The following is a 25,975-nucleotide window of genomic DNA, read 5'->3' as shown; positions in this document are numbered from 1 at the left end:
TCAGGGCAGCGCGTAGCGCAGCACCGCGGCGATACCGTCGGCCGGCTCGATGCGCTCGTCGGTGCGGATCAGCTTGGCGCCCGTGGCGACGGCGGCCATGGGCAGGGCCTCGTCGGCGCGCAAGGTCTGCGTCGGCGCTGTCCCCAACTCCGAGAGCACGTTCGGATTCGGCGCGACGGTGGCGAGGTCGTCCCCGGCGACCACGGTCGCGTCGCCGACGTCACCGATGATCAGCGTCTCGACCGCACCGGCGCGCAGCGCGGCGGTCACCCCGTCAAGCCCTTCGGTGGCCAGCCCGGAGTCGTTGCCGATGGCGGCCTGAAACTGCTGTGCGGCATGGTCGATCGCGGCGAGCCGGCGGCGTTGATACTCCTCGTCGATGGCGTTGTGCAACTCGGCGTCCTCGAATCCGCTGTTCCTGGCGCCGACGGACAGCTCCACGACACGCGACGCGACCCGCTCGGGCAGGTCGGCGACCAGGTCAGCCCGTGAGCTGACCTCGCCGACGACGAACACGATCTCGGGTGCGGCGTCGTCGACGATTTCGACGAGGCGGTTGGCCACGGTGCGTACATTCTGGTCGCGGGCCGCGTCGGCGGCACGTTGGGCGTCGGCGTAGCCGGGGGTATCGGCTCCCGACGCCTGGTGCACGGGGTATCCGGCGCCGTCGACGGTCTCAGCGTCGGCGGTGTGGGCCCGATACAGCGTGATATCGCCGCCCTGGTGGTCGACGATCGCGACCACATACCTCGACCGGTCCACGCCGTGTGCGACGACGGGCACGATGTAGGGCAGCGCCGACACCCGCACCTCGGGGCCGGCCGGCCGAATGAGCGGTTCGTTGACCAGTACGCCGTCGGCGGTGGCGACCACCGCTCGACCGCTGCGCCCAACCGGGGGAGCGGCCTCGCGGATGGCCCGTTCGATGTGTTCGGTGAGCGCGGGTTCGGCGCCCTGCTCCTCGAGCTGTCCGCGCAGCGCACGCCATTTCAGGTCGGTCTGTGCCGCGGCGTCCTCGGTGTTGTGGGAGTCCTCGAAGTACACCGATCCAAAGGGACCCTTCGAGTCCAGCAGCGAGCGAAAGTGTTCCGATTGCATGTTGTGTGGGTTACCCGCAGCGCGGACGACGACACAGGTTCTCACGCACTCGTCAGCGCGGGGGAGTCCAGGACACCGGTAGCCGTTTGATGCCGTGGATGAACGCCGAGTGCAGCCGGTCGGGTTCCTCGGTGGCGGTGATGTCGGGTAGCCGGGCGTGCAGTTCCTCGAAGGCGACCGTGATCTCGCGGCGGGCGAGGTTGGCCCCGAGGCAGAAGTGGGCACCGCCGCCGCCGAAGCCGACGTGCGGGTTGGGATGTCGCTGCACGTCGAAGCGCCACGGGTCGGCGAACTTCGTCTCGTCGCGGTTGGCCGACCCGTACCAGAGGGTGACCTTGTCGCCTGCGGCGATCTGCACACCGCGCACCTCGGTGTCGCACGTGGCGGTGCGGCGCATGTACGCCACTGGCGACGCCCACCGCACGATCTCCTCGACGGCCGTCGGCGCCACCTCGTGGTAGTTGCGCCACCACAGGTCGCGCTGGTCGGGGTAACGGCTCAGCGCAAGCACCCCGTGGCTGATGGCGTTGCGGGTGGTCTCATTGCCCGCGACGACCAGCAGGATGAAAAACGACGCGATCTCAGCGGAGGTCAGCCCCTCGCCGTCGAGTTCGGCCTGCACCAGGCTGGTGGTGAGGTCCTCGCCGGGCCGGGCCCGCCGGTCGTCGGCCAGCGCTTTCGCGTACGCGCCGATATCCATCGCGACGCGGGCGAACTCGTCGAAGTCGGTGGCGATATCGGGGTCGCCGAACCCAAGGATGACGTTGGTCCAGTGGAAGATCTGCTGGTGGTCCTGCTCGGGGATGCCCATCATGTCGCAAATGATCTGCAGCGGCAGGGGTCCGGCCAGTTCGGCGACCAGCTCGCCCTTGCCGTCGGGGTGGGCGGACACCATATCCTCGACCAGCCGTCGCGCCCGCTCGCGCACTGAGTCCTCGACCATCGCCAGCACGCGCGGCGTGAACGCGCTGCGCACGATGTTGCGCAGCCTGGTGTGCCGCGGATCGTCCATCGCGATCATCGAGCCGAAATATTCGTTGAGCTCCGGGTTCTGGTCACCGATCGTGATGCCCAGCGCCGAGCTGAAGATCTCGGGGTGGCGGCTCGCGTAGAACACGTCGTCGTAGCGGGTGAGGGCCCAGTGACCGGCGACTTCGTTCTCAGCGTCCTCGATGTAGGCCGAGTGGAAGGACACCGGCGCCTCGCGGCGCAGCGTGGTGAACGCCCCGTCGCGGATATCGTCGTCGCGGCCCCAGAACTCCCAGGTGCCCAGGTCGATGTCAGCCAGCGGTATGTCGGGCGGAGCGGTACCGTTCACCCGGGTCACGATTCCCACCTTCCCGAGCCTAACCTCCGTTTGGCGAGCAAACGCAGAAGCGTGCGAAAGCGCGGCATTCGACACGTTTCTGCATCTGCTCACGCTAGAAAGGGGAGGTGCGAAACCCACATGCCGGACAACCGTTTACGACGACGGACGAGGAGATCGCCGAGGCGCTGCTCGACGTCAGCATTCCGACGCTGCTGCTGTCGTGCGTGCATATGTCCGGTGACCCGAGCCTGATCCGCGGCGAGCTCAAACCCGCCGGCCTGTTCCTCAACGAGGTGCAGGGCTACATGTCCGAGGAGGACAAGGCAGCGGCGCGCAAGATCGCGCTGGAGGTCATCGCCGACTACCGCGACCGCGGCTGCCCGGAACCCGAGCCGATCAGCGCAGACCTGCTCCACGAGATGATGCAGTGGCTGGTCTGTGAGCCGGTGCCCGACGAGTACGTGCCGATGCTGCTCGAGGAGATGGAGCTCGACGGCAGAGATAGCCGGGCCGCCCGCTCCGCCGTTAAGGGCGACGCCGCCGACTTCCCGGTCGTGGTCATCGGCTGCGGCGAATCAGGCCTGCTGGCGGGGATCCGGCTCAAACAGGCGGGCATCCCGTTCACCATCGTCGAGAAGAACGCCGGCGTCGGCGGCACGTGGTATCAGAACACCTACCCGGGCGCGCGCGTGGACGTGCCCAACCACTTCTACTGCTACAGCTTCGAGCCGACCGATCAATGGACCCATTTCTTCGCCGAACAGCCCGAGCTGCAAGCCTATTTCGAACGCGTGATGGACAAGCACGACATCCGTCGCCACGTGCTGTGGGAGACCGAGGTCACCGAGGCAGCCTGGGACGACGACACCGCCACGTGGACGGTTCGCGCCCGCGACCGCAGCGGACGGCCAACCGAACTGTCGGCGCGCGCGGTGATCACCGCGGTGGGGCAGCTCGACCGGCCACACATTCCGACGATCGACGGAGCGCAGGAGTTCGCCGGCCCGAGTTTCCACTCCAGCGCGTGGGACCACACCGTTGACCTTCGCGGCAAGCGGGTCACGATGATCGGCGCGGGGGCCAGCGGCTTTCAGATTGCGCCGACGATCGCACCGGATGTCGGTCACCTCACCGTCTTTCAACGCACGGCGCAGTGGATGTTCCCGAATATGGGTTACCACGACAAGGTCGGCCCCGGCGTGCAATGGGCGCTGCGACACCTTCCCTTCTACGGCCGGTGGTATCGCTTCCTGCTGTTCTGGCCGTGGTGCGACAAGGGGTTCGACGTGGCGCGCGTCGACCCGAATTACCCGGACCAGCAGAAGGCGGTCAACGAGGTCAGCGAGGGCGCCCGCATCATGTTCACCGAGTGGATCAGGAGCCAGGTCGGCGATGACGCCGAGTTGCTGGCCAAGGTGCTGCCCGACTATCCGGCGACCGGCAAGCGCACGTTGCAGGACAACGGCAGCTGGCTGAAGACCCTGACGCGCGAGAACGTCGACCTCGTCCGAACCGGGATCGACCACATCGAACCAGACGCCGTCGTCACCGAGGACGGCGCCCGGTATCCGACCGACGTCATCATCTACGCCACCGGATTCGCACACACCAAGCTGTTGTGGCCCATGGCTATTCGGGGCCGTGGCGGTGAAGTGCTCAGCGAGCGCTGGGGTGAGCGGCCGTCGGCTTATCTGGGCATCACCATTCCCGGCTACCCGAACTTCTTCTGCATGAACGGCCCCGGCACCTGGTTGGCCAGCGGCGGCAGCCTCATTTTCCAGTCGGAATGCCAGATGCGCTACATCACACAGTGTTTGGAACTGCTGATTGCCGACGGTCATAGGACGATGGAGCCGACGCAGGAAAAGACGACGGACTGGCACCAACGCAGTCAGGCCGAGATGCGCGGGATGGTCTGGTCACAGCCCACGATCAAGCATTCGTATTTCAAGAACAGCTACGGCGAGGTGCACACGCTGTCGCCGTGGCGGCTGGTGGACTACTGGACCTGGACCCGCGAACCGGATCCGGCCGACTTCGTAATCCGTTAGACCGGACGCTACTTCAGTCGACGGTCAACGATCGCATCTGCGGCCAGATCTGCTCCCACGACTGCCGTTGTCCAGTGAGCAGGTAGGCCTGCATGTCATCGCCGACCTCGGCGATCGGGCGGCTCTGCGCGAAATGCGAAGCGATGTCTTCGTCGTCGCTGCCGACGTAGAGCACGGTGTCGTACTCGGCGGGCGGGGGAGGGAAGTACCCGTAGCTGCGGTTGGCGCTGTGGGCCTGCGGTAGGTCATAGCGCGTCGAGTAGCCGTCGATGTAGGCGGCGACGATATAGGACTGTCCCATCACCACGGTGCGCTGACGCTGCTGCTCGGGTAACGCGTGGTAACTCTCAGCGGTCACTCGGGCGATCTCCTCACCGGTGTCCGAGCGAACGATCGTGATCGACAGCACCAGCACCGCCGCGGCGAGCGCTGCGCTGGCCAGACAGGCCGACCCGACAAGCCACCGGCGCGCACGACGTCCTGCCTCCCGACGCCGCTGCAACCCCAGGGCCCCCAGCGCCGCCAGCGGGGCGTACATCCCGGCCAGGTAGTAGGGCCGGCCCGGCGCGGCGACGAACAGCACCAACAGCACCAGGAACGCAACGCCGAGAAAGCGGTAGGGGCCCAGTGTTGGATCGTGCCGCAGCCGCCAGAGTCCGTAGAGCATCAGCGCTGTTCCGATGAGCCCCGCGAAGAAGATCATCTGCAGTGCGACCCCGATGCGCCCGCCGTACAACGCATCGGCCTCACCGACTACCACCGACGTCATCTTCAGCTGCGGCCAGCCGTTGGCGTGCTGCCACAGCAGCGTCGGGGCTGCGAGCAGACCAGCGATAGCGGCGCCGGCCCAGAGCGACGGCCGGCGCAACAGTTCGCGGGGTCCCACCGCTGCCACCGCGACGATGAGCACCGCGCACAACGCGAAGACTTGGAACTTCGTCAGCGCGGCAGCGCCGGTGACCACGCCGAGCACCAGCAGCAGGCGGTCATCGCGCACCCGTATCCACCGGACCAGTAGCCAGATCATCAACAGCCACTGCGCCGGTTCGAGCATGTAGGGAGTCAACCAGTGCCCGCCCAGGGTGACCCATATTCCGGTCGCCTGCGCGAACGCGGTGAATCCCTGTGCGCGACGATCACATCCGAGTTCGCGGGCGATGAGCCCGGCGAGCACCACGGCGCCCGCCGTTGCCAACGCCACCGGTATCCGTAGTGCGATCACCGAGCCGGGGGCGATCGCATCCATGAGCGCCGCAATCGCGGGCGTCAACGGTGGCTGGTCGGCCGAGCCCCAGTCGAGGTGATGGCGGCCGATGGCCAGCATGTACACCTCGTCGAACCAGTAATTCTGTGCTAATGCTGCTGCAACACACTGCAATACGGCGACCAGGCCGGCGATCGGGAGAACCACCGTCGCGGCGAAGGGAAACGTGGTGTGTTGATCTTGGGGGGGATCCAATTGCGTCGCGGCCATATGGCGCCAGGTTAGTGGTTGATGTATGGCACTCAGGATGGACGCCAAGGTGCTGGCCGCCGACGCGCCGGGCGGTCAGCGACCGAGTGCGTCGCTTCTGCAGCCCTCTGGCGTAAGGGGTTGCACGGCAGCGGTTTACCCGCTTCCGGGCGCCTCGACCACAGCCTTGATGCGTTCCAGCGTCTTGCGCATATCGCGGATGTTGCGTCGACGTCGCAGCTGGCCGCCGAAGACCGAGAACAATTTCGTCGGCAAGGATTCGCTGAGTCGGAACGACTCGGTGACGTCGGTGCCGCTGTCGGCTGGGGTGAGCCGGTAGTGCCAGTTGTTGACCGGTTTATCGCCGAGCAGCACCGCGAAGCCGAACTCGCGGCCCGGCTCGCAGGCGGTGACCTCGCACGTCGTCCAGTACACCGGCCCGATTTCGTTGCGTTTGACGTGCCCGCGGAACCGCGCTCCCAGCGCCGGTCCGGTGGCACCGTCGAGCCATTCGGCCTCTATCACCTCAGGTGAGAACTTGCCGGTGTTGCGCACGTCCGCGATCAGGTCCCAGATACGCTCCGCCGGCGCCGCCATCGATACCGTCACCGAACCGTCCATATGTGGATCTCCTCACCGTCGTTGCTACCCACCTTGCCCGGTTTCCGACGGATCGTCAGCGCCTTCGGCCTGATCGGGCTGGTGCTGCTGGGACTGCAACATTTCCGGGTCGGCATCGGGGTCCTGGTCCGGGTCGTATTCTCCGCCGTCCGGCTTCGGTCCGCGGTCAGTGGTCATGGGCACGCTCGTACCCTTGGCCCGCGCGGCCAAACTTCGGCTAGCGCAACTGCGCGATGTCGCCGTACAGATCCGGCCAGGGGGCCGACGCACCATCGTCACCCCGGCGAACACCGCCGATACCAGGCCGACCAGGATGCCCATCAGCGCGATGCGGGTGGTGTCGACTGCGGGTTTCCACCGCACGCGGCCGTCCTTGATGACGAAGACACCGACCGGCTTGGTCACGGGGATCACCGTTGCTCCGTCTCTCGTTTCGTAGGGCTGTCCGTAGCGACCCGTGGCGTCCGGATCGGCCTCGAGTCGCCGCAGCATCTCGCCGGCATCCTGGGTGTTCATGCCCTCATCCTTACCTGTGGCCCGGGTACCGGAGTGGGACACCCGCGAACAATGCCGTCCGCGCACGTCACCGGCCTTCGCTGGCCGTCTCGCCGCCGGCGTCGCACAGCCGCGTCCCAAGCGTGTTCGGTATACCCGGACACTGCGCGTAGACTGCGCTGATGACGGGGCGGCGCTCGCCTGCAGATGCGAAGCCTTACGGATCAAACAAGCTGATGTGCAGAGGGTTGAGTTTTGCCAGAAACCACGAATAACGCGGGGGGCCTAAAGCCCCACTTCGAGGATGTGCAGTCGCACTACGACCTCTCTGACGACTTCTTCCGGCTCTTCCTCGATCCGACGCAGACGTACAGCTGTGCTTACTTCGAGCGTGACGATATGACGCTGGAAGAAGCGCAGCTCGCCAAGATCGACCTATCGCTGGGCAAGCTGGGCCTGCAGCCGGGGATGACGCTGCTCGACATCGGCTGCGGTTGGGGTGCGACGTTGAACCGGGCGTTGGAACGCTACGACGTCAACGTCATCGGCCTGACCCTGAGCGAGAACCAGAAGGCCCACGTCGAGAAGTTGTTCGCGCAATCGTCGAGCCCGCGAAGCAAGCGGGTGCTGCTGCGCGGCTGGGAGCAGTTCGACGAGCCAGTTGACCGGATCGTGTCCATCGGCGCGTTCGAGCATTTCGGTCGCGACCGATACGACGACTTCTTCAACATGGCCTATTCGGTGCTGCCTCAGGACGGTGTGATGTTGTTGCACACCATCATCAAGCCGAGCGACGAGGAGTTCGCCGAGAGCGGGCTGCCGTTGACGATGAAGCTGCTGCGGTTCTCGAAGTTCATCATGGACGAGATCTTCCCCGGCGGTGACCTGCCGAAGCCGAACGTCGTCGAGGAGCACGCCGCAAAGGCCGGCTTCGAACTCACGCGCGCTCATCGGCTGCGCCTGCACTACGCCCGCACCCTCGATATCTGGGCCGGGGCGCTCGAAGCCCACAAGGACGAGGCCATCGCGATCCAGTCCGAAGAGGTCTACGACCGGTACATGAAGTACCTGACCGGTTGTGCGGATCTGTTCCGCGAGGGCTACACCGACATCTGCCAGTTCACGCTCGCCAAGAGCTGATCACCCGCGCCGGAACCGGCGCCACAGCCGCAACGGCAACAGCCCGATCAACGGTGCGCGCTTGCCCAGGTCGTCGGCGTCACGCTTGTTGAACGCCGCGGCATAGCGTTTCGCATCAGCGGCGGTCCGATATTGCTTGGCGCCGGCCGCTTCTCCGCACCGCTCACACGACCACCGCATGGTCTTGCCTTCGGCGACAAACGTCGGCTGGTGCCCGAACACCAGGCACATCGCAGTCACCTGGGCGCTGCCTCGCTCTCCTGCGCGACGATCAGACCGCGACGCTGGCGGGCGATTCGGTTCTCGACCAACGCTTCCCGCATGGCCTTACGGAACTCGCCGGGACCCCAGTAGCGCGCGCCGACAGCCCTGTGCAGTTCACGCAACGTCATCGGCCCGTGTTCGCGCACCGCACGGGCGATCGTTTCGATCTCGTGGTCCAGGGCGGTCTCCGGAACCCCCGGGGTGGGCGGCTCGCGCCAGGCGCCGGTCCATCCCGGAGCCGGACCGGGACGGTAGCGCCGCGCTGTCGCCAGGCTGGCCCGTTCACGTTCAGCGCGTGCGGCGATGCGCTCCGCGCGCGCCTTCCGGTCGGGATCCTCGTCGGGCTTCGACTCCGCGTCTGCGGTGGTCAACGGCGCTGCCAGCGACTCGAGGTCCTGCCCCTCGGCCTTCACACCCAAGAACAGTTCGACGACTCCGGCGCTCGCCATCACCGCGGCACCGATCAGAAATCCGATTGCCACCAGGCCGCGGTCCCCGGAACCGATCAGCTGACCGAACAGCAAGGGTCCGCTGATGCCGCCGATCGCGGTGCCGACCGCGTAGAAGAAGGCGATCGCCATCGCGCGGGTTTCCATCGGGAAGATCTCGCTGACCGTGAGATAAGCCGCGCTGGCACCCGAGGACGCCAGAAAGAAGCAGAACGCGAGCACCGCGATGAACACCCAGGCGCCACCGGCTTCGGCCAAAAAGATTCCCGCGAGCACCGCCGCGACGGCCGCCGACCCGATGTAGGCGAAGGAGATCATGGGTTTTCGCCCGATGGTGTCGAACAACCGCCCGAGCACCACGGGCCCGCCGAAGTTGCTCAACGCCCACACGATGAAGAACAGCGGGACCAGCCCGGACGCCACACCGTAGAACGTGCTCAAAATGGTGCCGAGGTTGAACGTGAACGCGTTGTAGATGAACGCCTGCCCGATGAACAGGGCCAGACACAGGAAAGCCCGTCGCGGATACAACGTGAAGGCGACCTTGGCGATCTCCCGGAACGAGATCGTCTTGCGCTGACGCACGGTGATCGAGCCCTCGGCTTCCTCTAGCGGCTGCTCGGTCTCGCGTTCTACACCGCGTTCGATCTCGCCGACGATCCGTTCGGCTTCATCCTCGCGGCCGTGGATGAAAAGCCAACGGGGGCTTTCGGGTACGTTGCGGCGCACCACCAGCACGATCAGACCGAAGACGGCGCCGAGACCGAACGCGACCCGCCAACCGATGTCGGCGGGGAAGATCGAGGTGTCCAACAGCAGCAGTGCGCCCGCGGCGCCGCCGGCCGCACCCAGCCAGTACGAGCCGTTGATGACCAGATCAACACGGCCCCGCACGCGCGCCGGAATCAGTTCGTCGATCGCGGAGTTGATTGCGGCGTATTCGCCGCCGATACCCGCGCCGGTGAAAAACCGGGTTAGATAGAAGTACCAGGGCGCGAACGCGAAAGCCGTTGCCACCGTTGCGGTCAGATACACCACGAGCGTGAGGATGAAGAGCTTCTTGCGGCCGAACCGGTCGGTCATCTGACCGAAGAACAGCGCTCCTAGACATGCCCCCGTGATGTAAATGGCTGCGGCGATACCGATTTGACCGGCAGTGAGCTCGATGCCGCTACCTTCTTCAGTCAGCCGGGATGCGACGTTGCCCACCATGGTGACTTCGAGCCCGTCGAGGATCCACACCCCGCCCAGCCCGAGGACTACGCGCCAGTGAAAACCCGACCAGGACAGTCGGTCCAACCGGGACGGAACCTGCGTTGTGATCGTGCCGGTCTCCACCTGACTGCCCATCACGCCCTCCCTACCCGTTGGTGGCTGGCGGGGGAGTACCCAACGCGCGAGCGGTTAAGCCCGGGCGGCGCGCACACCGGCGATCGCGTCGACCACGGCATCGGGCGCGTCCAGCGACACGAACGTCCGCGCGTCGGGCACCTCGACCAGGGTCGAGTGGGGGAACTGGCCGGCCAATCGCCGGCCCAGCGCAGGCGTGAACGAACGGTCGCGAAGCCCCCACACCACGGTGACGGGCTTGGTGAACTGCGGCAGCCGAGCGGCCACCTCGACCAGATCCGTCTTGGCCACCGCGCGCAACAGGGTGGCCAGGTCGCGGCGGATGCGCGCGTGGCTGCGGGCCGGTTGCACCCAGGACGCCGTCAGGTGCGGTTCGGGGCGCAACAGCAGGCCGTAGCCGAGCGGGGAGTGGCGCAACGGCCGCCACCTCAACGCTTCGAACAGCAGCTTGATCGAGACCTGTCCGCGCAACATGCCGAACACGAAGTTGAACGGGAACGGCGGAAACTTGTCGAACGCATCGCAGTTGGTCAGCACCAACCGGCCGATGTGTTCGGGATACGCGTCGACGACGAGTTGACACAGGGCGCCCCCGGTGTCGTTGCCGACCAACGTCACGTCGGAAAGGCCGAGCGCGACAATGAAGTCTCGGATCATCGCCGCGAGCCCCGCCGGCGTGAGCTGCGCCGACGGCTCGACCGGGATGGTGTGCGCGCCCAGCGGCCAGTCCGGCAGATAACAGCGGTATCCGCGGGCAGCCAGGCCGTCGGCGACCCGGTCCCACAGTCGGCTGTCGGCGAGGATGCCGTGGACGAACACCACCGGCGGATGCCGCGAGTCCTGTGGACCCAACACGCGGTAACCGACCCTGGCCTGCTCCAGCGCTATCTGCGGCATCTTCGCTATCCTTTCGATCAGAACTTACAAACAACTAGTATGGAAGTTACGTGCAGACTGTATGAAAGTCAACGACGGGAATGCTTCTGTGCCTCCGGTGCGGCGCAGCCAGGCCGAGCGGTCGGCGGCCACCAGGGCGCAGCTGATCGGTGCCGGCCGGAAATTGTTCGCCGACAAGGGATTTTCGGAGGTTTCCACGCAGGCGATCGTCGACGCGGCCGGTGTCACGCGCGGCGCCCTCTACCACCAGTTCGCCGATAAGACCGAGTTGTTCGCCGCGGTCTACGAAGATGTGGAGCGGGAACTCGTCGCCGATATCGGACGCCAGATCAGCTCTGCGCAGCCCGGTGATCCGGTGGCGGCGATGCGGATCGGCGCCCGGTTCTTTTTGGACGGGTGTTCGGCGCCCGATGTGCAGCAGATCGTGCTGATCGACGCGCCCGCCGTGCTCGGCTGGGAGCGGTGGCGCGCCGTGGGTGTCAAATACGGGCTCGGCGTCATCGAAGCCATGCTTGCGGCCGCCGTCGAACAGGGCGCGATCCCGCAGCAGCCGTTGCGTTCGACGGCTCATGTGCTGCTGGGTGCCCTCGACGAGGCCGCGCTGTTCGTCTCGCGGGCGGCCGATCGCCACCAGGCGCGCAGCGATATGGAGGCCGTGTGTGACCGATTGATCAGCGGCATCGCCGGGACGGGCCATGCCCGACCGGGGTGACTGGTTACGGTCGCGGCAGTCCACGGCGCTGCTGTGGGCCGCTCTGATGCTGTGCCTGCTTCTTGGGGTGGGGTTCGTGGTGGTCAACGAACCCGCCATGCAGGCGCCGCACCAACGCGCCGAACCTCTCACCGACGAGCAGGCTGCGGCCCAGGTCCTCGACGCGGCGCGCCAGGTCGTCGCCGCAGCGCAGCTGCAGCGGCCGGCGGGCGGCTATGCGTACATGTCGTGCAAGAACGTCGACGAGCCGCCGTATCAGGCGGTCTTTCACCTCAATTTTCCGCTACCACAAGGCAATTGGCACTATCTGGACGACGTCGCCGCGACGATGGCCGCACACGGTTGGGCGCAGGCGCCGACGACGGCCGAGCACTTCGGGCACAAGCTCACCAAGGACGGCGTCCTGGCGGTGCTGCACCGCCAGGACGAGGGCGTCGCTGTGCTGCGGCTTTACGGCGAGTGCCGCAACACCGGTGATCACCGCGACGACAACCCGGCATGGACCGACGTCTTCCTCGCGCCGCGCTGAGCGGACAGGTTCAGCAGGAAACCGGATGCGATTGGCAGTACGGGGTGGTGCCGGGAAAGCGGTGCCGGTGATCGGCGACCCAGCGGTACACCGCTTCCTGGACCGCGCCGACGCCGGGCAGGTGGTAAAGCCGCAGCGGTAGGCGTGAACCCAGCGCGCAAGACAGGGCGGCGTTCACCGCTTCGGCGCCCCCGCAGACCGCGCCGGATGCATCGAGCCAGCGCACCGACTCCAGCAGCTGTGATTCCGCAATGCCGAGGCGTTGCGCGGCGCCTTCCCCCTGCAGCGGTTCGGTCGTCAGCTCACCGGTGCGGTCGAACTTCAGCAGAAGGTTTCGCGCCCTGGTGCACATGCCGCATCGGCCGTCGAAGAACAGCACTCCGTTCATGGTCTTCATTGTCCTCGCGGCGCGAGCATCGCGACAGCCTCGCGTGCCGATATCACCGAGTCGATCCGCAGCACGGTTTCGCCGGCGTAGAGCGCCGTACGGTCGACCGCGGAGTCCGGCATGTCCACCGTCGGGGCGACGGGGGAGAACAGCGGCATGATCGGCTTCTGCAGGCCGCCCACCGATGCCGCCGCGCGGTCGGGAAGCCGGGCCAGCGGGGCGCTGAACGCGTTGAGCAACCGTGGCGCCAGCCGTGCGCGTCCGTCGTCGTCACACCAGCGTCGGGTGGCGGCGTTGGCTACCACGCGGTGCGGTGCGGGCCAGCCGAGCCCGAACAGGGTGGTCCGAAACGTCTTGTCCGCGGCCAGGATCCGCTGCTGATACCGGTGATGGGCGCGGGACTCTCGGGTCAGCAGAAACCGGGTGCCCGCCACCACGCCGCCCGCACCAGCCGCCAGCGCCGCGCGGGTGTCCTGCGCCGACGCGATCCCCCCGGCCAGCAGAACCGGCCGGCCGTCGGCGACGCGCAATGCCGCCGGCAGAAAGCTCAACGCCTCGGTGTCGCCGGTGAGGTGGCCGCCGGCTTCGCGTCCCTGCGCGATCAACCCGTCGGCGCCCCAGGCGATGGCCTGGCGGGCCTGCGGTTCGGTGCCGACCATGACGAACACGAACAACCCGCCGTCGCGGAGCTGCGAGATCATCGCCCGGTCGATTCGAAACGCCATCACCGCGACGTCGACGCCCGATTCCACGCACACCTGGACATGGCTGCGACGGACGAAGGGCATCAGCAGGTTCACCGCGACCGCGCGGCCGGGCGCGGCCTCCCGCACGTACCTCACGGCGTCGGTGAGCCGGTCGGGCGCGGTCAGCCCCAGGGTGCCCAATCCGCCGGCCGCAGCGACCGCAGCGGCCAGTTCAGGGCCGGCCAGCCCGCCGCCCATCCCCGCTTGGGCGACCGGAACGTCGAGGCGTAGGCGGTCAAGCAGATCCATCAGCCGTCACGGCGCCACCATATCGCTGCCGTCATGCGTCAGACTGAACGCGTGCGGCTCGTGACGGTCGACGACATCGAAGAGGCGGCCACCAGGGTCCGCGCCTTCATTGTGCGCACCCCGCTGCTTGCGGCGGTGTGGGCGGGCGACGAAGACCGGCCGCTGTGGGTCAAACCCGAAAGTCTGCAATCGATCGGCGCATTCAAGGTGCGCGGCGCGTTCAACGCGATCGGTCGTCTCGACGAGTCCGTGCGCACCAGGGGAGTGGTCGCGTACTCCAGCGGAAACCATGCGCAGGCGGTCGCGTACGCCGCGGCGGTGTTCGGGATCCCCGCGCATATCGTCATGCCGCGCGAGACCCCGCAGGTCAAAGTGGCCGCTACCCGCAACCACGGTGCCGAGGTGGTGCTGTGCGACGCCGGGCAGCGCGAGCGCGTGGCCGCCGACGTGGTCGAGCAGACCGGCGGGGTGCTGGTGCCGCCGTTCGACCACCCCGACATCATCGCCGGACAAGGCACCATCGGCATGGAGATCGCCGAGGACATGCCCACCGTCGACAACGTTTTGGTGCCGGTCAGCGGCGGCGGTCTGGCATCGGGGATCGGCACGGCGATCAAGGCGCTGTGTCCGAACGCGCGGGTGTTCGGGGTGGAACCGGCGTTGGCGTCCGACACCGCTGCGGCGTTGCGTGTCGGTCACCGCGTCGACTGGCCGATCGAGGACCGCAACCGCACCATCGCCGACGGCCTTCGCTCTCAACCGTCTGAGCTGACCTTCGCCCACCTGCAGGCCGTGTTGGACGGCGTCGTCACGGTGACCGAGGGTGAAATCCGGTCCGCGGTACGCGAACTGGCGCTGCGCGCACGGCTGGTCAGCGAGCCCAGCGGTGCGGTTGCGTTGGCGGCCTACCGGCAGGGCTCAACGCCACCCGGGCGCACGGTGATGGTGCTGTCCGGCGGCAACATCGAACCCGCGCTGCTGCAGGAGATTCTGTGCTCGTAGCGGCTGAGTGCACGCCCGGCATCATCTGCCTGCCGGTCCACGGCGCCAACGCGAAGACCACGACTCCGGCCAAAACTGCCATCGCGCCGATGATTCCGAAGTGGGCGAACTCACGTGCCGGATCGCAGTAGCGGGCCAAACCGACTGGATGGGCGACGAACGTGCGTCCCGCCGGCGGACCCTTAGCCTGGTCGACTGCTGCCGAGTTTGACTCGAGTTTGCCCTGAAACGATTTGGGCAATTAGATCGATGAACCGGGTAGACCGCAGGTATGGAGCCAGCCGACATGGGCGCTGGTCGACGTGCGGTTGCCGGTGTAATCGGGCGAGAGAACTTAGGATGGCAGTGTGCTGAACGACGAAACGCACGGGTTGCGGACCCTACGTCGGGCCCTGCGGTTGGTCGTGGTCACGGCAGGTGTTGCCGCGCTCACAACGATCGGGTCCGTCGCGGTCAGCCCTGCGGCCGTGACCACATCCACCCACGTCGTCGGCATTCAACCGGCAGGTCAGACGGTCGGCGTGGCGCATCCGGTGACGGTCACCTTCGCGGGCGCCGTCGCTGACCGGGCCGCCGCCGAGCGCGGCATCGACATCGCATCCCCGGAACCGCCCGCCGGCACGTTCACATGGCTCAGCGACCGGGTGGTGGAGTTCACCCCGACGACGTTCTGGCCGGCCCACTCGACCATCGCGATAACCGCGGGTGGCGCGAAGGCCAACTTTCAAACCGGCGCGAAAGTCGTCAGCGTTGCTGACATCAGCGCCCACACGTTCACGGTCAGCATCGACGGTGAGGTGGCACGCGAGATGCCCGCGTCGATGGGCAAACCCAAGTTCCCGACGCCAACCGGCACGTTCACCGCACTCGAGAAGCAGCGCCGGCTCACGTTCGACTCGCGCACGATCGGTATTCCGCTCGACGATCCCGAAGGCTATCTGATCAAGGGCGAGTACGGCGTTCGCGTCACCTGGGGCGGTGTCTACGTGCATTCGGCGCCGTGGTCGGTGGGTTCACAGGGCTACGCCAACGTCAGCCACGGCTGCATCAACCTCAGCCCATCGAACGCGGCCTGGTACTTCGACACCGTTCGCATCGGCGATCCGATCATCGTCCGAGCCTAAGAGCCTTGCCTACCCGCCACCGATACCTGTTCGGCATGAAGGTTTTTCACCGTAGGTGAGTTCTCCACCGTGGCCGGGTCGGGATACGTCCCGAGCACCCGGTCGGCGGTGCCAGAACTGGTCACGGTGAACCAGTAGCGCTCGTTCTTGAAGTGGTGCTGGCGGTGGTTGCGCCAAATCGCGCGGTATAGACGTGTTTTGGGCTTGTAGTCGGTGTGGATCAGGTAGTGCGTCCACTCATAGGCCAGACCGAACGCTGCGATGCACACCAGGAAAGTCAGGCCCATGCCCAACCGCGGGAAGGCCAGCAGCGCGACGCCGAGCGTGAGCGGAAGCACCCACAGCAGCGCCTTCCACGGGATGAAGATCAACGCGACGGTGCGCGGGTCCCGGTGGTGAGCCCGGTGCTCGCGGGCAAGGAGCGGATCGAAGGTGAACTGACCGAATTTCTTTGGCCGCCAGTGCAGGATGAACACGTGCACGATCCACTCGAGGAACGGGAACAACGCCACCATCACCAACGGCACGACCGCGTCGGTGGGCGCAAAGTCGCCGATGGCGATCCGCGCCACAAACGCGACACCCAGCAACGCGCCGATCATCCACGGGGACGGGTGCTTCCAGAACTCGCGGCGCGCATCGGCCAAGGTGAACGTCTTACGGGCGGCACGCGTGGCGCTCATCGCTGTTCCTCCAGGTTCTCCAGTGCGGCCAGCAGGGCGGTGGTCGCGGGTTCGAGAAGCTCGTGTGCGGCCTGTCTGGCGCGCTCCGGCTCACCCGCCTCGATCGCGTCGGCCACCGCGCGATAGGCCTGCGGGCGGCCGACCTCGTCGGCCATCACCGCGGCCAGGGCAGGCAACGCGGGTTCGTAGGTGGCGCGCAGCGTGTTGTACATCAGGCGGAACGCGATCGAATCGGCGCCGTCGACGACGCGATCCCAGAAGGTCAGCGCATGGCGCTGCTGTTCGACCGGGTCGGGTTCGGCGCCCAGAGCGCGCAATACGTCGTCCAGCAGCCCCGCCAGCTCCGGACCGCGTCGCTCGGCCGCCAGCTCAGCCACCTTCGGCCCGTTGTGCAGCCGCGTCTCCAGGATGCTGCGCACCACCGCCACATCCAGTTCGCCCGAGCGGATGAGCAGCCGGGGCAGCAGGTCCAGCCCGGCGTGCCTGCGGAAGTCGCGCACGGTGGTGGCGTCGCCCTGTCGCACCTCGACCAGACCGGCGGCGGTGAGCCGCTTGAGCGCTTCACGCACGGCGGGCCGCGACACCCCGAGCACCTCGGCCAACCGGCGTTCACTGGGCAGCGTTTCCCCGGGCTGCATCTGGCCGCTGAGCACCTCGGCGACGATCTGCTCGAAGACGTCTTCGGGCACGGAGCGTCGGTTCACCGGTTGCAGGGCCATGCTGCCACCCTGCCAGCGCACCGGCCAGAGGTCAAGTGGTCTGACCAGTTGTCAGGTCGCGCTGAGCCGGGCCTTCATTGCCTCGGCCAGCGCCAGCATCGCCGACATGGGCCGCACCATGACGGTGAGCTCGGTGATCACGCCGGCGTCATCGCGCCGGATGAAGTCACAACCCTCCAGACGCTTGTCACCGACCCTGGCCTCGAACACCAGCGCATGATCGGGGCCGTCGTCGGCACCGATTTCACGGACATAACGAAAATCCTCGAACACCTCCACCACGGCCGCCAGGATCTGCCGCAGCGGTTCCCGCCCGACGTACGGGGCGAACACGACCGGGCTCTTGAACACCACGTCATCGTGGGTCAGCGCGAGGGCAGAGTCCAGGTCTTTAGCTTCGATCGCGCGGCGGAAAGGATGCATCGCCGGGCTCAGCAGTCGGCCTCGATGCGGAACTGCGCGGTGACGGCGTTGCTCGGGTTGTCGGTGAACGCACCGTCGGCCGACCCGTCGATGATGAAAGTGCCGCGCTCGCTGGTCACCTCGGCTTCACCGATGCTGCCGTTCCAGAAGGTGCCCGTGAAGCCGCCGATGTCGCGGAACTCCACCGACTGGACGGTGACCTGATCCCCGGTGTCGATGCTGGCCGTGAACCCCTTGTCCTCGCCGGGAGTTTCGATGGTCCACGCCCATCCCGACTGTGAACAGCTCACGGGATGGGGCTGGCCGGTGCTCTCGCCGTTGATGATCACCTTCGCGGTCGTGCTGCCCAACGCCGCCGGCTGCGCCGCACATCCAGCCGCGCCGGCGATCAGGGCGACTGCGGCCGTCGCAACAAGTCGGTTGTCCATGGGGCCAGACTCTATTGCCGTTGGCGGTCATCGGTGTGTGTTTCACCGCAGAGCGGCAGCGGTGTCGTCGTCGGCAGGGAGGAACGCCTCGATGGAAAGCTCTGCGGCGGTGACGTCGAGCGCGGTGCCGAACGTGGTGACCATGCTGAGGAAGGTCAGCAGTCGACCGTCCGGTGTGCAGAGCTCAAGGGGGACGGCGACACCGCCGAGGTCGAGGGTTTCGTCGAAACCTCCTGGATAGTCTTCGATCTCGGCCAAAAGCGCCGACAGGTCGGCCGAGCCGCTGACAGCCGCTTCGCGGCGCAACCGGGCGATGAGGTGGTGGCGCCACTGCGCGAGGTTGCGGATCCGCGGCGCCAATCCGTCGGGATGCAGAGCCAGGCGAAGCGCGTTCGGCCGTTCGAGGAGGTGGGATGCGACGCCCTCCAGCAGCACGCCGGTGCCGGCGTTGGCGCGCACGATCTGCCAACCCCGGTCCACCACCACGCACGGAAAAGGGTTGTAGGCGCCAAGAACCCGATCGACCCCGTCCCGCACCGCGGCCATGTCCGGATCGTCGAGGGAGCGTTCGCCGTACACCGGCGCCAGCCCGGCGGCCAGCAGCAGCTGGTTCTGTTCGCGCAGGGGCACGTCGAGCACCTGGGCGAGGCGCAACACCATGGCCCGGCTCGGCGCCGACCGTCCGGTTTCGATGAAGCTGACGTGGCGCGCCGAGACGGCGGCCTCGATTGCCAGGTCGAGTTGCGACAAGCGGCGGCGTTGGCGCCAGTCGCGCATGAGGGCGCCGAACGCCGGAGCCGACGCGTCGAGTGTGCTCACGGGTTCAGTGTCGCCGACCACTACGGCCGCGACCACTACCTGTCAGGTAATTGCGACGCTTACCTGCGGGGTGCACGGTGAGGGCATGAACAACCAGCAGCCGATTCCACGGTGGCTGCGCTTCGTGTTGGTCTCCGACCGCGCGGGGTCGGCGGCCTACATCGGCGCCGGCTTCTTTTTCGCCCCGGTGCTCGCGGTGCTGTCACCGTGGCCGACGGTGACCGCGGTGCTGTGGGCGGTCATCGGGCTGTTCGGGTTGTGGCTGGCCCTGCTCGGGATCGCGATGGCGACCGGCCTGGCGATGGTCTTGCGCGCGAACGCCGAGATCCCCGAGGAGTACTGGCGTTCGATCATCGACTACGGGCGTGCGCCGGAGTAGTCCACCTGCCAGTGTTTGATGCCGTTGAGCCAGCCCGACCGTAGCCGTTCAGGCTTGGCCAGCGGAGCCAGGTCGGGGATGTGGTCGGCGATGGCGTTGAACATCAGGTCGATCGTCATGCGGGCCAGGTTGGCGCCGATGCAGTAGTGCGCGCCGGTGCCGCCAAATCCCACGTGCGGGTTGGGATCTCGCAGAATATCGAAAGTGAACGGATCGTCGAACACGTCCTCGTCGAAGTTGGCCGAGCGGTAGAACATGACGACCCGCTGGCCCTTCTTGATCTGCACGCCGGACAGCTCGGTGTCCTTTAGCGCGGTGCGCTGAAACGAGGTGACCGGGGTGGCCCACCGGACGATTTCGTCGGCGGCGGTGCCCGGGCGTTCCTTCTTGAACAACTCCCACTGATCGGGGAAGTCGGTGAACGCCATCATGCCCTGGGTGATGGAGTTGCGCGTCGTCTCGTTGCCCGCGACGGCGAGCAAAATGACGAAGAAGCCGAGTTCGTCGTCGGAGAGCTTGTGCCCTTCGACGTCGGCCTGCACGAGCTTGGTGACGAGGTCTTCGCCGGGCTGGTCGGCGCGCTCGGCGGCGAGCTTCATCCCGTACATGATCAGCTCCGCCGACGCGGTAAGCGCGTCGTTGTCGGCGAACTCTGGGTCCTGGTCGCCAACCATCTGGTTGGACCAGTGGAACAGCTTCATCCGCTCTTCCTGCGGCACCCCCATCAGGCCCGCGATGGCCTGCAGCGGCAGTTCGGCGGACACCTGCTCGACGAAGTCGCCGGTGCCTTCGGCTGCGGCGGCCTTGGCGATCGCCTGTGCGCGCTGGCCGAGTTCCTCGCGCAGCCGCTCGACGGCCCGTGGGGTGAAGGCCCGCGAGATGATCTTGCGCAGATGGGTGTGGTGCGGTGCGTCCATGTTGAGCAGGACGTATTTGCCCCGCTCGACCTGCTCGCCGACCGTGCCGTCGCGGTAGCGCGGCAGCGCGGTCTTGGCCAGGCTGGAGAAGACGTCGCTGCGCAGCGACACCTCCTTGACGTCCTTGTGCTTGGTGACCACCCAGAAGCCGCCGTCGTCGAAGCCGCCCGTTCCGATCGGCTGCTCGTTCCACCAGATCGGTGCGAGCCTGCGCATCTCGGCGAGTTCCTCGACCGGCAGTCGCTCGGCGTAGATGTCGGGATCGGTGAAATCGAAGCCGGGCGGGAGATTCGGGGTCGGCATGGATGCATTCCTCACATGACGGGATCTAGTGCGCCTATCGCATTGCTACACCACAGTTGAGCCTGTTGAGCCGTGTTGAGGAATTTCGGAAGTGAAACGTGTTCCGACGGCGTCGCTAATTGACTTCTTGGTCACTAGGGGCACAGGTGTAACAATTCTGGCGGCCCGGCATATTCATCCAGTGACGCCACCTGTGGAGTAACCGGAAGGGGGCATGCGTGAGGTTGGACATCGACGCGAAGGCACTCGGGGTCACCGCAGGCCTCGGCCTGCTCTCGGCGCTGCTCATCGGAGCGCCGTCGGCGCTGGCCGCGCCCGTCTCGCCCACGCCGCCCGCCCCGCCGCCGCCCGCACCGGTTACCGCGCAGACGGTGCCCGTCCCGTCTGCACAGCCCGCGCTCGCTGCGCCCGCGCCGACCACGCCGGCACCTGCACCACACACCCCGCCTGGCGATGGAGTTGTCGCGGAGGCCGCTGCGCCGGTGGAAGGTACGCCGCACCTGCCGAGCCCGCAGAACCTGCCGCCCAACACCACGATGGTGCCGACCGACAGATCGCAGAGCCGAGGGTTGACCTACCTGCGTGAGCTGTGGCATGCCGTGCGGACTCAGGAGGTCAGCGGCGAGGACGCCCTGCTGCTGCTGACGCAGCGTCCGCTCGACCCGAACGCCACCCCGCCTCCCGGCTTGTCCGCGCATCCGAACCCGCCGCCTGGCACCGCACCGCCGCCACCCGCTGCACCTGCGCCTGCACCCTGAGCGGTTAGCGACGGCTGGCGTCCTCCAGCAGCGAAGTCACCGTGCGCACATGCGTCGGTTTCACGGCCGCCCACAGCAGCCGGACGATCGGGTTTCCGAATTGCACAAAGGTCGCGAACAACAAGCCGTGCTCGGTGCGCCGCAACAACAGCTCACCGGGCATACCGATCCGTGATTTCCGGCCGAGCAATACGAAATCGGCTGTGCTGTCCCTGATCTGCCAGCCGAGTATCGACCGCTCGGAGCTGTGCGGGACTGCCTTGAGCCCCAGCGATTTCCAGCCCGAAAGCAACTGCCGCCGCACCGCCGCCGGCGCGCCTTCGAGGATCACCCGCATCCATTGTTCGGCCGTGCGCGCCTGCGGCGATGCGACGTCGACGAAGAACGTGTCCTCGTAGTCGATCCGAGAAAGCGTGCTCACGGTCATGGTCGCTGTCCCGGAAGCGCCTCAATGCGTGCCGGCACATGTTTGTGCCACGGCGTCGCGGAGTAGGCGTCACGCCATTCGGAGGAGGTCAGCGCGTTCAGCGCGACACCGGCGACATCGTTTTCGAAGTCGAGGCCGTAACCATTGGGCAGCGACGCGTGCCCGGGCAGCATGGCCTCGCTGATCTCGACACTCGCCTCGGCGGCGCCTGCGACGGTGGTGATGCGGGCGCGGCCACCGTCGCTCAGCCCCAGCGCCTCGGCGTCTTCGACGCTGACCCGCAGCGCACCGTCGCGGTCACGTTTGCGCCAGGACGGGTCGCGCAGGATGTCGTTGGCGGTGTAGGCGCGACGCTCGCCCGCCGACAGCACGATCGGGAACTCCTGGCTGGTCAGCGGGGGCACCGGCGCGGCGAGGGCACGGATCTCGTCGAGCATCTCGGGTATGTGCATGGCGATCTTGCGGTCGCGGTGGCTGATCAGCTCGAAGTCGTCGCCGTAGTCGTGCACGGTGAACGTCAGCCCCGACGGGCTCGCCAGGATTGCGTCGAACAACGCGTTACCGTCGGCGTACCCGGCGCGGCGGACCGCATCGGGATAGGTCAGTGCCACTTTCTGCGCCAGCCCCCATAACGCCGCCGCGCTCCGCAGCTCTTCGGGCAGCGTGGGACCCAGCGTCTCGTACAGCACAAAGGGGAGCACCTTGCCCAGCATCGGCGAGGACCCGACCGCGTTCAGGAAGGCTTCTGTGAACGCTGCGCGGCCCTGTTTGGCCGCCACTCGCAGCGGCGCCAGGTCGGCCTCGTCGACCACGTCGAGCCGACGCACGAACCGCGCCCAGATCTCGGCCTCGGGCAAGGTGCCGGGCAACGGATCCATCAGCGGATGACGCAGGTGAAATGTGTTGTGTGGGAACTCCAGGTTGAAGAACGTCGCCTCGGCCTTCTCGAACTGGGTGGCTGCCGGCAACACGTAATGGGCGAGCCGGGCCGTTTCGGTCATCGCGACGTCGATGACCACCAGCAGGTCCAGCGACCGGAACGCGTCGCGGCACGCCGCGGAATTCGCCAGCGAGTGCGCCGGGTTGCTGCTCTCGACGATCATCCCCCGGAACCGGTCGGGGTGGTCGGTCAGAATTTCTGCGGGCACCACGTTGCCCGGCACCAGACCACCGATGACCGGCGCGCCGGTGACCGGGGTCCGACCGATCTCAGGCGCGTGCCGCAGCAGCGGACCGAACGTCGAATGCAGGTGTTGTCCACCGCGTTTGGCGAAGTTCCCAGTCAGAATCCACAACAGCTTGTTCAAGTAGGAGCACAACGTGCTGTTGGGGGACTGCTGCACACCGAGGTCTTCGAACACCGCGACGCTGCCTGCGCTGCCGATCCGCCGCGCCGCGACTCGGATCAGTTCATCGTCCACGCCGCACCGCTGTGCGTAGTCGACGACTGAGACGTCGCGCAACGCCGCACGCACCGGCTCGGTGCCGGTGACGTGGGCGGCCAGAAATGTTTCGTCGCAGAGGTCTTCCTGCACGAGCACGGCGGCGATCGCAGCCAAACACCAGGCGTCGGTCCCCGGCCGGACCCGCAGGTGGAAGTCCGCCATCTTCGCGGTGTCGGTGAGCACCGGGTCGATGACGATCATCGAGCGGTCGGGGTCCTTTGCGATGTCGTTCAGCACCACGCGTGCGCGCGGGAAACTCTGCGACATCCACGGGTTCTTGCCGACGAACACTGCGACCTCGGCAAGTTCGAACTCGCCGCGGGTGTGGCCGCCGTAAAGCTGTGCGTCGATCCAGGCCTCGCCGGTCTTCTCCTGCGCCAGCGCATTCGACCGGTACCGCGAGCCAAGCGCGTTGAGAAACGCGCCGCTGTAGGCGCCGCCGAGGTGGTTGCCCTGGCCGCCGCCGCCGTAGTAGAAGATCTTGTCGCCGCCGTAGCTGGCCGCAATGTCCTTGAAGCCGTCGACGATCTCAGAAACCGCGGTGTCCCAGTCGATCTCCTCATACTCACCGTCGGGCCGTCGCCGCAGCGGCGAGGTCAGTCGGCCGCGGTTGTTCTGATAGTGGTCCAGCCGCAGCGCCTTGTTGCACGTGTAGCCCCGTGAGGCCGGATGCGCCTTGTCGCCCCGGATCTTCGTCAGGTTGCGGCCGTCGACTTGGACCACGATGCCGCAGTTGCATTCGCAGAGGATGCAGGCTGTCGGCTGCCAGTCACCGGTCATCTACGGGTTTCCTTTCCGGCATCGACGCCTTCAGCAGCGTCCGCAGTTGGCCGTGAACAAGATCCAGCGGCTTGACGTCGCGGGAAGCCCGCGCCACCACGATCGCCCCCTCGATGGCGGTGGTGACCAGCATGGCGAGCTCGTCGGCGTGCTTCTTCGGCACCCCGTCGGCGATCAGCTGTGCTGCGATGAGGTCGGTCCAGCGACCGAAAGCTGCGGCGGCGCGCTCGATCACGGGGGCGGTTTGCTCCTGCTTGGCAGGTTCGCCGGCCTCGACGCTGACGGCGACGACGGGGCAACCCGCCCGGTAGTCGGTGCGGAGGAGTTCTTTGCGATAGTCGCTGACAACCCGGTCGAGTATCTCGATTCCGCTGCGGCTTTTTTGAATTCGCGCAGCAATATGGTCGCCGGCGAAATCGATGGCCTCACAGAGCAGTTGGGTGCGGCCGCCGGGGAAGTAATGGTACGCCGAACCGCGCGGGGCGCCGCTGTGTGCGAGCACGTCGGCGATGGCGGTCGGATGCGCGCCGCGTTCGCGGATCAACAAGGCAGCGGAGACGACCATCCGCTCTCGATGGCTGACCATGTGCGACCGACCCTCCGTCCGCCGTTATGTATGACACCATACATAACGGCGGCGCAGCGCACCAGACCCGCGGCCGAGCCGCGAATTAGACAGCCGCGGCCGAGCCGCGAATTAGACAGCCGCGGCCGAGCCGCGAATTAGACGGAAGCGGCCTCGTTGATCTCGTTGAGCGTGTTGGTGGCTTCCAGGTACTCCTGAACCCAGCGCTCGATCACCGCTGCGGACCTCTCCACCTTGCTGAACTGCCCGACGACCTGACCGATCGGGTTGAACGCCACATCGACGCTCTCGTTGGGATACTTGTGGGTGGCGGCGACCGCCATGCCCGAGACCATGTACTGCAGCGGCATTCCCAGCGGCTTCGGGTTGTCTGGGTTCTCCCACGCCTCGGTCCACTCGTTGCGCAGCATCCGCGCGGGCTTGCCGGTGAACGAGCGGCTGCGCACGGTGTCGCGGCTGGTGGCCTTGGCGTAGGCGGCGTGCTGCACCGGGGTGTGCTCGGACTCCTCGACCATGACCCACTGCGAGCCGGTCCATGCGCCCTGCGCGCCCATGGCGAGCGCCGCCGCGATCTGCTGACCGCTGCCAATTCCGCCTGCGGCCAGCACCGGCACCGGCGCGACCTCCTTGACGACCTGGGGCCAAAGCACGATCGAGCCGATCTCGCCGCAATGGCCGCCGGCCTCACCGCCCTGGGCGATGATGATGTCCACGCCGGCGTCGGCGTGCTTGCGGGCCTGCGACGGCGAACCGCACAGCGCGGCGACCTTGCGGCCGGACTCGTGGATGTGCTTGATCATGTCGGCGGGCGGGGTGCCCAGCGCGTTGGCGATCAGCGTGCACTTGGGGTGCTGCAGTGCCACCTCGACCTGCGGGGTGGCGGTCGCCTCAGTCCAGCCCAGCAGCTGCAGCGCATCGTCGTCGCTGTGCTCGACCGGCACGCCGTGGTCGGCGAGGATCTTCTTGGCGAAATCGATGTGTTCTTGGGGCACAAGGTCGTTCAGCGTCTTCTTGAGCACGTCGGGGTCGAGGTCGCTGGCGTCCATGCCCTCGTACTTGTTCGGGATGACGATGTCTACGCCATAGGGGTGGTCGCCGATGTTCTCGTCGATCCACTTCAACTCGATCTCGAGCTGCTCGGGCGTGAACCCGACCGCACCGAGCACGCCGAACCCGCCGGCCTTGCTCACGGCGACGACGACATCGCGGCAGTGGGTGAAGGCAAAGATCGGGAACTCGATATTGAGTTCGTCGCAGATGGGGGTGTGCATGCCGGCTCCTCGATAGGACGCTGTCGCGAACTGAAACGTGTTCTAGTTTAGCGTAGTGGCTGCGTCAACCGCGCCTCGAATCCGGCGAACGTGGGTTACCCGCACGCCGCGGTCGCGTCGAGCGTGTTTCGACCCCACACTCGGCGGCAAAGGGGCGCCG

At 67.0% G+C, this 25,975-nt stretch carries 28 protein-coding genes; 8 read left to right on the top strand and 20 right to left on the bottom strand.

The features are described 5' to 3' along the window. Positions 1-1,098 carry an Rv2629 family ribosome hibernation factor gene (locus ABQE44_RS18370; protein ID WP_448431215.1) on the bottom strand — a complete coding sequence of 366 codons (1,098 nt, stop codon included), beginning with the start codon at positions 1,096-1,098 and terminating at the stop codon, positions 1-3. Positions 1,099-1,150: 52 nt separating this feature from the next. Next, on the bottom strand, positions 1,151-2,434 hold the full coding sequence (locus ABQE44_RS18365) for a cytochrome P450 (protein ID WP_448393923.1): 1,284 nt from the start codon (positions 2,432-2,434) through the stop codon (positions 1,151-1,153). 98 nt (positions 2,435-2,532) lie between these two features. Between ABQE44_RS18365 and ABQE44_RS18360 the strand changes: the two genes are divergently transcribed. Then, positions 2,533-4,458: a flavin-containing monooxygenase gene (locus ABQE44_RS18360; protein WP_448431213.1), complete on the top strand. Its 1,926-nt coding sequence runs from the start codon at positions 2,533-2,535 to the stop codon at positions 4,456-4,458. 13 nt (positions 4,459-4,471) lie between these two features. On the opposite strand, the gene ABQE44_RS18355 is transcribed toward ABQE44_RS18360, so the two are convergent. The 3 genes from ABQE44_RS18355 to ABQE44_RS18345 all read right to left on the bottom strand — a co-directional run bounded on the left by ABQE44_RS18355 (position 4,472) and on the right by ABQE44_RS18345 (position 7,048). Further along, positions 4,472-5,932 carry an ArnT family glycosyltransferase gene (locus ABQE44_RS18355; RefSeq protein WP_448431211.1) on the bottom strand — a complete coding sequence of 487 codons (1,461 nt, stop codon included), beginning with the start codon at positions 5,930-5,932 and terminating at the stop codon, positions 4,472-4,474. A gap of 135 nt (positions 5,933-6,067) precedes the next feature. Continuing rightward, positions 6,068-6,532, bottom strand: a complete 465-nt coding sequence (locus ABQE44_RS18350; RefSeq protein WP_448431209.1) for an SRPBCC family protein — start codon at positions 6,530-6,532, stop codon at positions 6,068-6,070. Between the two features lie 24 nt (positions 6,533-6,556). Then, positions 6,557-7,048, bottom strand: a complete 492-nt coding sequence (locus ABQE44_RS18345; protein WP_448431207.1) for a hypothetical protein — start codon at positions 7,046-7,048, stop codon at positions 6,557-6,559. A gap of 234 nt (positions 7,049-7,282) precedes the next feature. On the opposite strand from ABQE44_RS18345, the gene ABQE44_RS18340 reads away from it, so the two are divergent. Next, a complete protein-coding gene (locus tag ABQE44_RS18340) occupies positions 7,283-8,167 on the top strand; it encodes a cyclopropane mycolic acid synthase family methyltransferase (RefSeq protein WP_448393918.1) in 885 nt (294 codons plus the stop codon). Here the strand turns inward: ABQE44_RS18340 and ABQE44_RS18335 are convergent, their stop codons facing one another. Genes ABQE44_RS18335 through ABQE44_RS18325 form a run of 3 tightly spaced genes read right to left on the bottom strand, consistent with a single transcriptional unit; the run spans position 8,168 to position 11,127 of the window. After that, positions 8,168-8,398 carry a hypothetical protein gene (locus ABQE44_RS18335; protein WP_448431251.1) on the bottom strand — a complete coding sequence of 77 codons (231 nt, stop codon included), beginning with the start codon at positions 8,396-8,398 and terminating at the stop codon, positions 8,168-8,170. Between the two features lie 5 nt (positions 8,399-8,403). Further along, on the bottom strand, positions 8,404-10,230 hold the full coding sequence (locus tag ABQE44_RS18330) for an MFS transporter (RefSeq protein WP_448393917.1): 1,827 nt from the start codon (positions 10,228-10,230) through the stop codon (positions 8,404-8,406). Between the two features lie 54 nt (positions 10,231-10,284). Next, entirely contained in the window at positions 10,285-11,127 is an 843-nt protein-coding gene (locus tag ABQE44_RS18325; protein ID WP_448393916.1) for an alpha/beta fold hydrolase, read from the bottom strand. 61 nt (positions 11,128-11,188) lie between these two features. Here ABQE44_RS18325 and ABQE44_RS18320 point away from each other — a divergent pair, with 61 nt between their 5' ends. Both ABQE44_RS18320 and ABQE44_RS18315 read left to right on the top strand, forming a co-directional pair. Beyond that, a complete protein-coding gene (locus ABQE44_RS18320; RefSeq protein ID WP_448393915.1) occupies positions 11,189-11,839 on the top strand; it encodes a TetR/AcrR family transcriptional regulator in 651 nt (216 codons plus the stop codon). Next, a complete protein-coding gene (locus tag ABQE44_RS18315; RefSeq protein ID WP_448393914.1) occupies positions 11,823-12,368 on the top strand; it encodes a lipoprotein LppJ family protein in 546 nt (181 codons plus the stop codon). The genes ABQE44_RS18320 and ABQE44_RS18315 overlap by 17 nt, the downstream gene beginning before the upstream one ends. Before the next feature lie 10 nt (positions 12,369-12,378). Here ABQE44_RS18315 and ABQE44_RS18310 read toward each other — a convergent pair whose 3' ends face one another. Together ABQE44_RS18310 and ABQE44_RS18305 are read right to left on the bottom strand one after the other, a co-directional pair. Next, complete coding sequence (locus tag ABQE44_RS18310) at positions 12,379-12,756, bottom strand: thiol-disulfide oxidoreductase DCC family protein (RefSeq protein WP_448393913.1); 378 nt, start codon at positions 12,754-12,756, stop codon at positions 12,379-12,381. Positions 12,757-12,761: 5 nt separating this feature from the next. After that, a complete protein-coding gene (locus tag ABQE44_RS18305) occupies positions 12,762-13,751 on the bottom strand; it encodes an NAD(P)H-dependent flavin oxidoreductase (protein WP_448431205.1) in 990 nt (329 codons plus the stop codon). Between the two features lie 51 nt (positions 13,752-13,802). Here ABQE44_RS18305 and ABQE44_RS18300 point away from each other — a divergent pair, with 51 nt between their 5' ends. Then, complete coding sequence (locus tag ABQE44_RS18300) at positions 13,803-14,753, top strand: threonine ammonia-lyase (protein ID WP_448393911.1); 951 nt, start codon at positions 13,803-13,805, stop codon at positions 14,751-14,753. 347 nt (positions 14,754-15,100) lie between these two features. Beyond that, complete coding sequence (locus tag ABQE44_RS18295) at positions 15,101-15,877, top strand: L,D-transpeptidase (protein ID WP_448393910.1); 777 nt, start codon at positions 15,101-15,103, stop codon at positions 15,875-15,877. Here ABQE44_RS18295 and ABQE44_RS18290 read toward each other — a convergent pair. From ABQE44_RS18290 to ABQE44_RS18270, 5 genes are read right to left on the bottom strand one after another with little or no spacing between them, the layout of a single operon-like run. Then, positions 15,874-16,560 carry a sterol desaturase family protein gene (locus ABQE44_RS18290; RefSeq protein ID WP_448431203.1) on the bottom strand — a complete coding sequence of 229 codons (687 nt, stop codon included), beginning with the start codon at positions 16,558-16,560 and terminating at the stop codon, positions 15,874-15,876. The two genes, ABQE44_RS18295 and ABQE44_RS18290, sit on opposite strands and share 4 nt — an antisense overlap. Next, the gene (locus ABQE44_RS18285) at positions 16,557-17,279 is read right to left on the bottom strand and encodes a FadR/GntR family transcriptional regulator (RefSeq protein ID WP_448431201.1); all 723 of its coding nucleotides are present in this window, start codon (positions 17,277-17,279) and stop codon (positions 16,557-16,559) included. Before ABQE44_RS18285 ends, ABQE44_RS18290 begins: the two co-directional genes overlap by 4 nt. A gap of 51 nt (positions 17,280-17,330) precedes the next feature. Next, positions 17,331-17,702, bottom strand: coding sequence for a nuclear transport factor 2 family protein (locus tag ABQE44_RS18280; RefSeq protein WP_448393907.1), 372 nt, complete (start codon positions 17,700-17,702; stop codon positions 17,331-17,333). An 8-nt stretch (positions 17,703-17,710) separates the two neighbouring features. Continuing rightward, positions 17,711-18,130: a lipoprotein LpqH gene (locus ABQE44_RS18275; RefSeq protein ID WP_448393906.1), complete on the bottom strand. Its 420-nt coding sequence runs from the start codon at positions 18,128-18,130 to the stop codon at positions 17,711-17,713. Between the two features lie 42 nt (positions 18,131-18,172). Beyond that, entirely contained in the window at positions 18,173-18,949 is a 777-nt protein-coding gene (locus tag ABQE44_RS18270; protein WP_448393905.1) for a helix-turn-helix domain-containing protein, read from the bottom strand. A gap of 85 nt (positions 18,950-19,034) precedes the next feature. Between ABQE44_RS18270 and ABQE44_RS18265 the strand changes: the two genes are divergently transcribed. Beyond that, entirely contained in the window at positions 19,035-19,328 is a 294-nt protein-coding gene (locus tag ABQE44_RS18265) for a hypothetical protein (RefSeq protein ID WP_448393904.1), read from the top strand. Here ABQE44_RS18265 and ABQE44_RS18260 read toward each other — a convergent pair. Next, entirely contained in the window at positions 19,307-20,548 is a 1,242-nt protein-coding gene (locus tag ABQE44_RS18260; protein ID WP_448393903.1) for a cytochrome P450, read from the bottom strand. The two genes, ABQE44_RS18265 and ABQE44_RS18260, sit on opposite strands and share 22 nt — an antisense overlap. A 218-nt stretch (positions 20,549-20,766) precedes the next feature. Here ABQE44_RS18260 and ABQE44_RS18255 point away from each other — a divergent pair, with 218 nt between their 5' ends. Further along, positions 20,767-21,306: a hypothetical protein gene (locus ABQE44_RS18255; protein ID WP_448431199.1), complete on the top strand. Its 540-nt coding sequence runs from the start codon at positions 20,767-20,769 to the stop codon at positions 21,304-21,306. 4 nt (positions 21,307-21,310) lie between these two features. Here ABQE44_RS18255 and ABQE44_RS18250 read toward each other — a convergent pair whose 3' ends face one another. The 4 genes from ABQE44_RS18250 to ABQE44_RS18235 form a co-directional block, all read right to left on the bottom strand. Further along, entirely contained in the window at positions 21,311-21,727 is a 417-nt protein-coding gene (locus ABQE44_RS18250; RefSeq protein WP_448393901.1) for a hypothetical protein, read from the bottom strand. 2 nt (positions 21,728-21,729) lie between these two features. Further along, complete coding sequence (locus ABQE44_RS18245; RefSeq protein WP_448431197.1) at positions 21,730-23,958, bottom strand: molybdopterin-dependent oxidoreductase; 2,229 nt, start codon at positions 23,956-23,958, stop codon at positions 21,730-21,732. Next, positions 23,948-24,544, bottom strand: a complete 597-nt coding sequence (locus ABQE44_RS18240; RefSeq protein WP_448431195.1) for a TetR/AcrR family transcriptional regulator — start codon at positions 24,542-24,544, stop codon at positions 23,948-23,950. Before ABQE44_RS18240 ends, ABQE44_RS18245 begins: the two co-directional genes overlap by 11 nt. A gap of 137 nt (positions 24,545-24,681) precedes the next feature. After that, positions 24,682-25,815 (bottom strand): nitronate monooxygenase, encoded by a 1,134-nt coding sequence (locus ABQE44_RS18235; protein ID WP_448393898.1) that lies wholly within the window; start codon positions 25,813-25,815, stop codon positions 24,682-24,684. Positions 25,816-25,975 lie beyond the last annotated feature (160 nt).

It is taken from the genome of Mycolicibacterium sp. XJ2546 (genome assembly GCF_053483195.1).
Note: the sequence above shows the minus strand (reverse complement) of the source record. Positions and strands in the feature narration are given on the sequence as shown.

Bases quoted from the DNA above. Each gene is read 5' to 3' on its own strand.
- ABQE44_RS18370 (WP_448431215.1), bottom strand. From the start codon at position 1,098: ATGCAATCGGAACACTTTCGCTCGCTGCTGGACTCGAAGGGTCCCTTT.
- ABQE44_RS18355 (WP_448431211.1), bottom strand. From the start codon at position 5,932: ATGGCCGCGACGCAATTGGATCCCCCCCAAGATCAACACACCACGTTT.
- ABQE44_RS18350 (WP_448431209.1), bottom strand. From the start codon at position 6,532: ATGGACGGTTCGGTGACGGTATCGATGGCGGCGCCGGCGGAGCGTATC.
- ABQE44_RS18345 (WP_448431207.1), bottom strand. From the start codon at position 7,048: ATGAACACCCAGGATGCCGGCGAGATGCTGCGGCGACTCGAGGCCGAT.
- ABQE44_RS18335 (WP_448431251.1), bottom strand. From the start codon at position 8,398: ATGTGCCTGGTGTTCGGGCACCAGCCGACGTTTGTCGCCGAAGGCAAG.
- ABQE44_RS18330 (WP_448393917.1), bottom strand. From the start codon at position 10,230: ATGGGCAGTCAGGTGGAGACCGGCACGATCACAACGCAGGTTCCGTCC.
- ABQE44_RS18325 (WP_448393916.1), bottom strand. From the start codon at position 11,127: ATGCCGCAGATAGCGCTGGAGCAGGCCAGGGTCGGTTACCGCGTGTTG.
- ABQE44_RS18320 (WP_448393915.1), top strand. From the start codon at position 11,189: ATGAAAGTCAACGACGGGAATGCTTCTGTGCCTCCGGTGCGGCGCAGC.
- ABQE44_RS18315 (WP_448393914.1), top strand. From the start codon at position 11,823: ATGCCCGACCGGGGTGACTGGTTACGGTCGCGGCAGTCCACGGCGCTG.
- ABQE44_RS18310 (WP_448393913.1), bottom strand. From the start codon at position 12,756: ATGAACGGAGTGCTGTTCTTCGACGGCCGATGCGGCATGTGCACCAGG.
- ABQE44_RS18305 (WP_448431205.1), bottom strand. From the start codon at position 13,751: ATGGATCTGCTTGACCGCCTACGCCTCGACGTTCCGGTCGCCCAAGCG.
- ABQE44_RS18290 (WP_448431203.1), bottom strand. From the start codon at position 16,560: ATGAGCGCCACGCGTGCCGCCCGTAAGACGTTCACCTTGGCCGATGCG.
- ABQE44_RS18285 (WP_448431201.1), bottom strand. From the start codon at position 17,279: ATGGCCCTGCAACCGGTGAACCGACGCTCCGTGCCCGAAGACGTCTTC.
- ABQE44_RS18280 (WP_448393907.1), bottom strand. From the start codon at position 17,702: ATGCATCCTTTCCGCCGCGCGATCGAAGCTAAAGACCTGGACTCTGCC.
- ABQE44_RS18275 (WP_448393906.1), bottom strand. From the start codon at position 18,130: ATGGACAACCGACTTGTTGCGACGGCCGCAGTCGCCCTGATCGCCGGC.
- ABQE44_RS18265 (WP_448393904.1), top strand. From the start codon at position 19,035: ATGAACAACCAGCAGCCGATTCCACGGTGGCTGCGCTTCGTGTTGGTC.
- ABQE44_RS18260 (WP_448393903.1), bottom strand. From the start codon at position 20,548: ATGCCGACCCCGAATCTCCCGCCCGGCTTCGATTTCACCGATCCCGAC.
- ABQE44_RS18245 (WP_448431197.1), bottom strand. From the start codon at position 23,958: ATGACCGGTGACTGGCAGCCGACAGCCTGCATCCTCTGCGAATGCAAC.
- ABQE44_RS18240 (WP_448431195.1), bottom strand. From the start codon at position 24,544: ATGGTCAGCCATCGAGAGCGGATGGTCGTCTCCGCTGCCTTGTTGATC.
- ABQE44_RS18235 (WP_448393898.1), bottom strand. From the start codon at position 25,815: ATGCACACCCCCATCTGCGACGAACTCAATATCGAGTTCCCGATCTTT.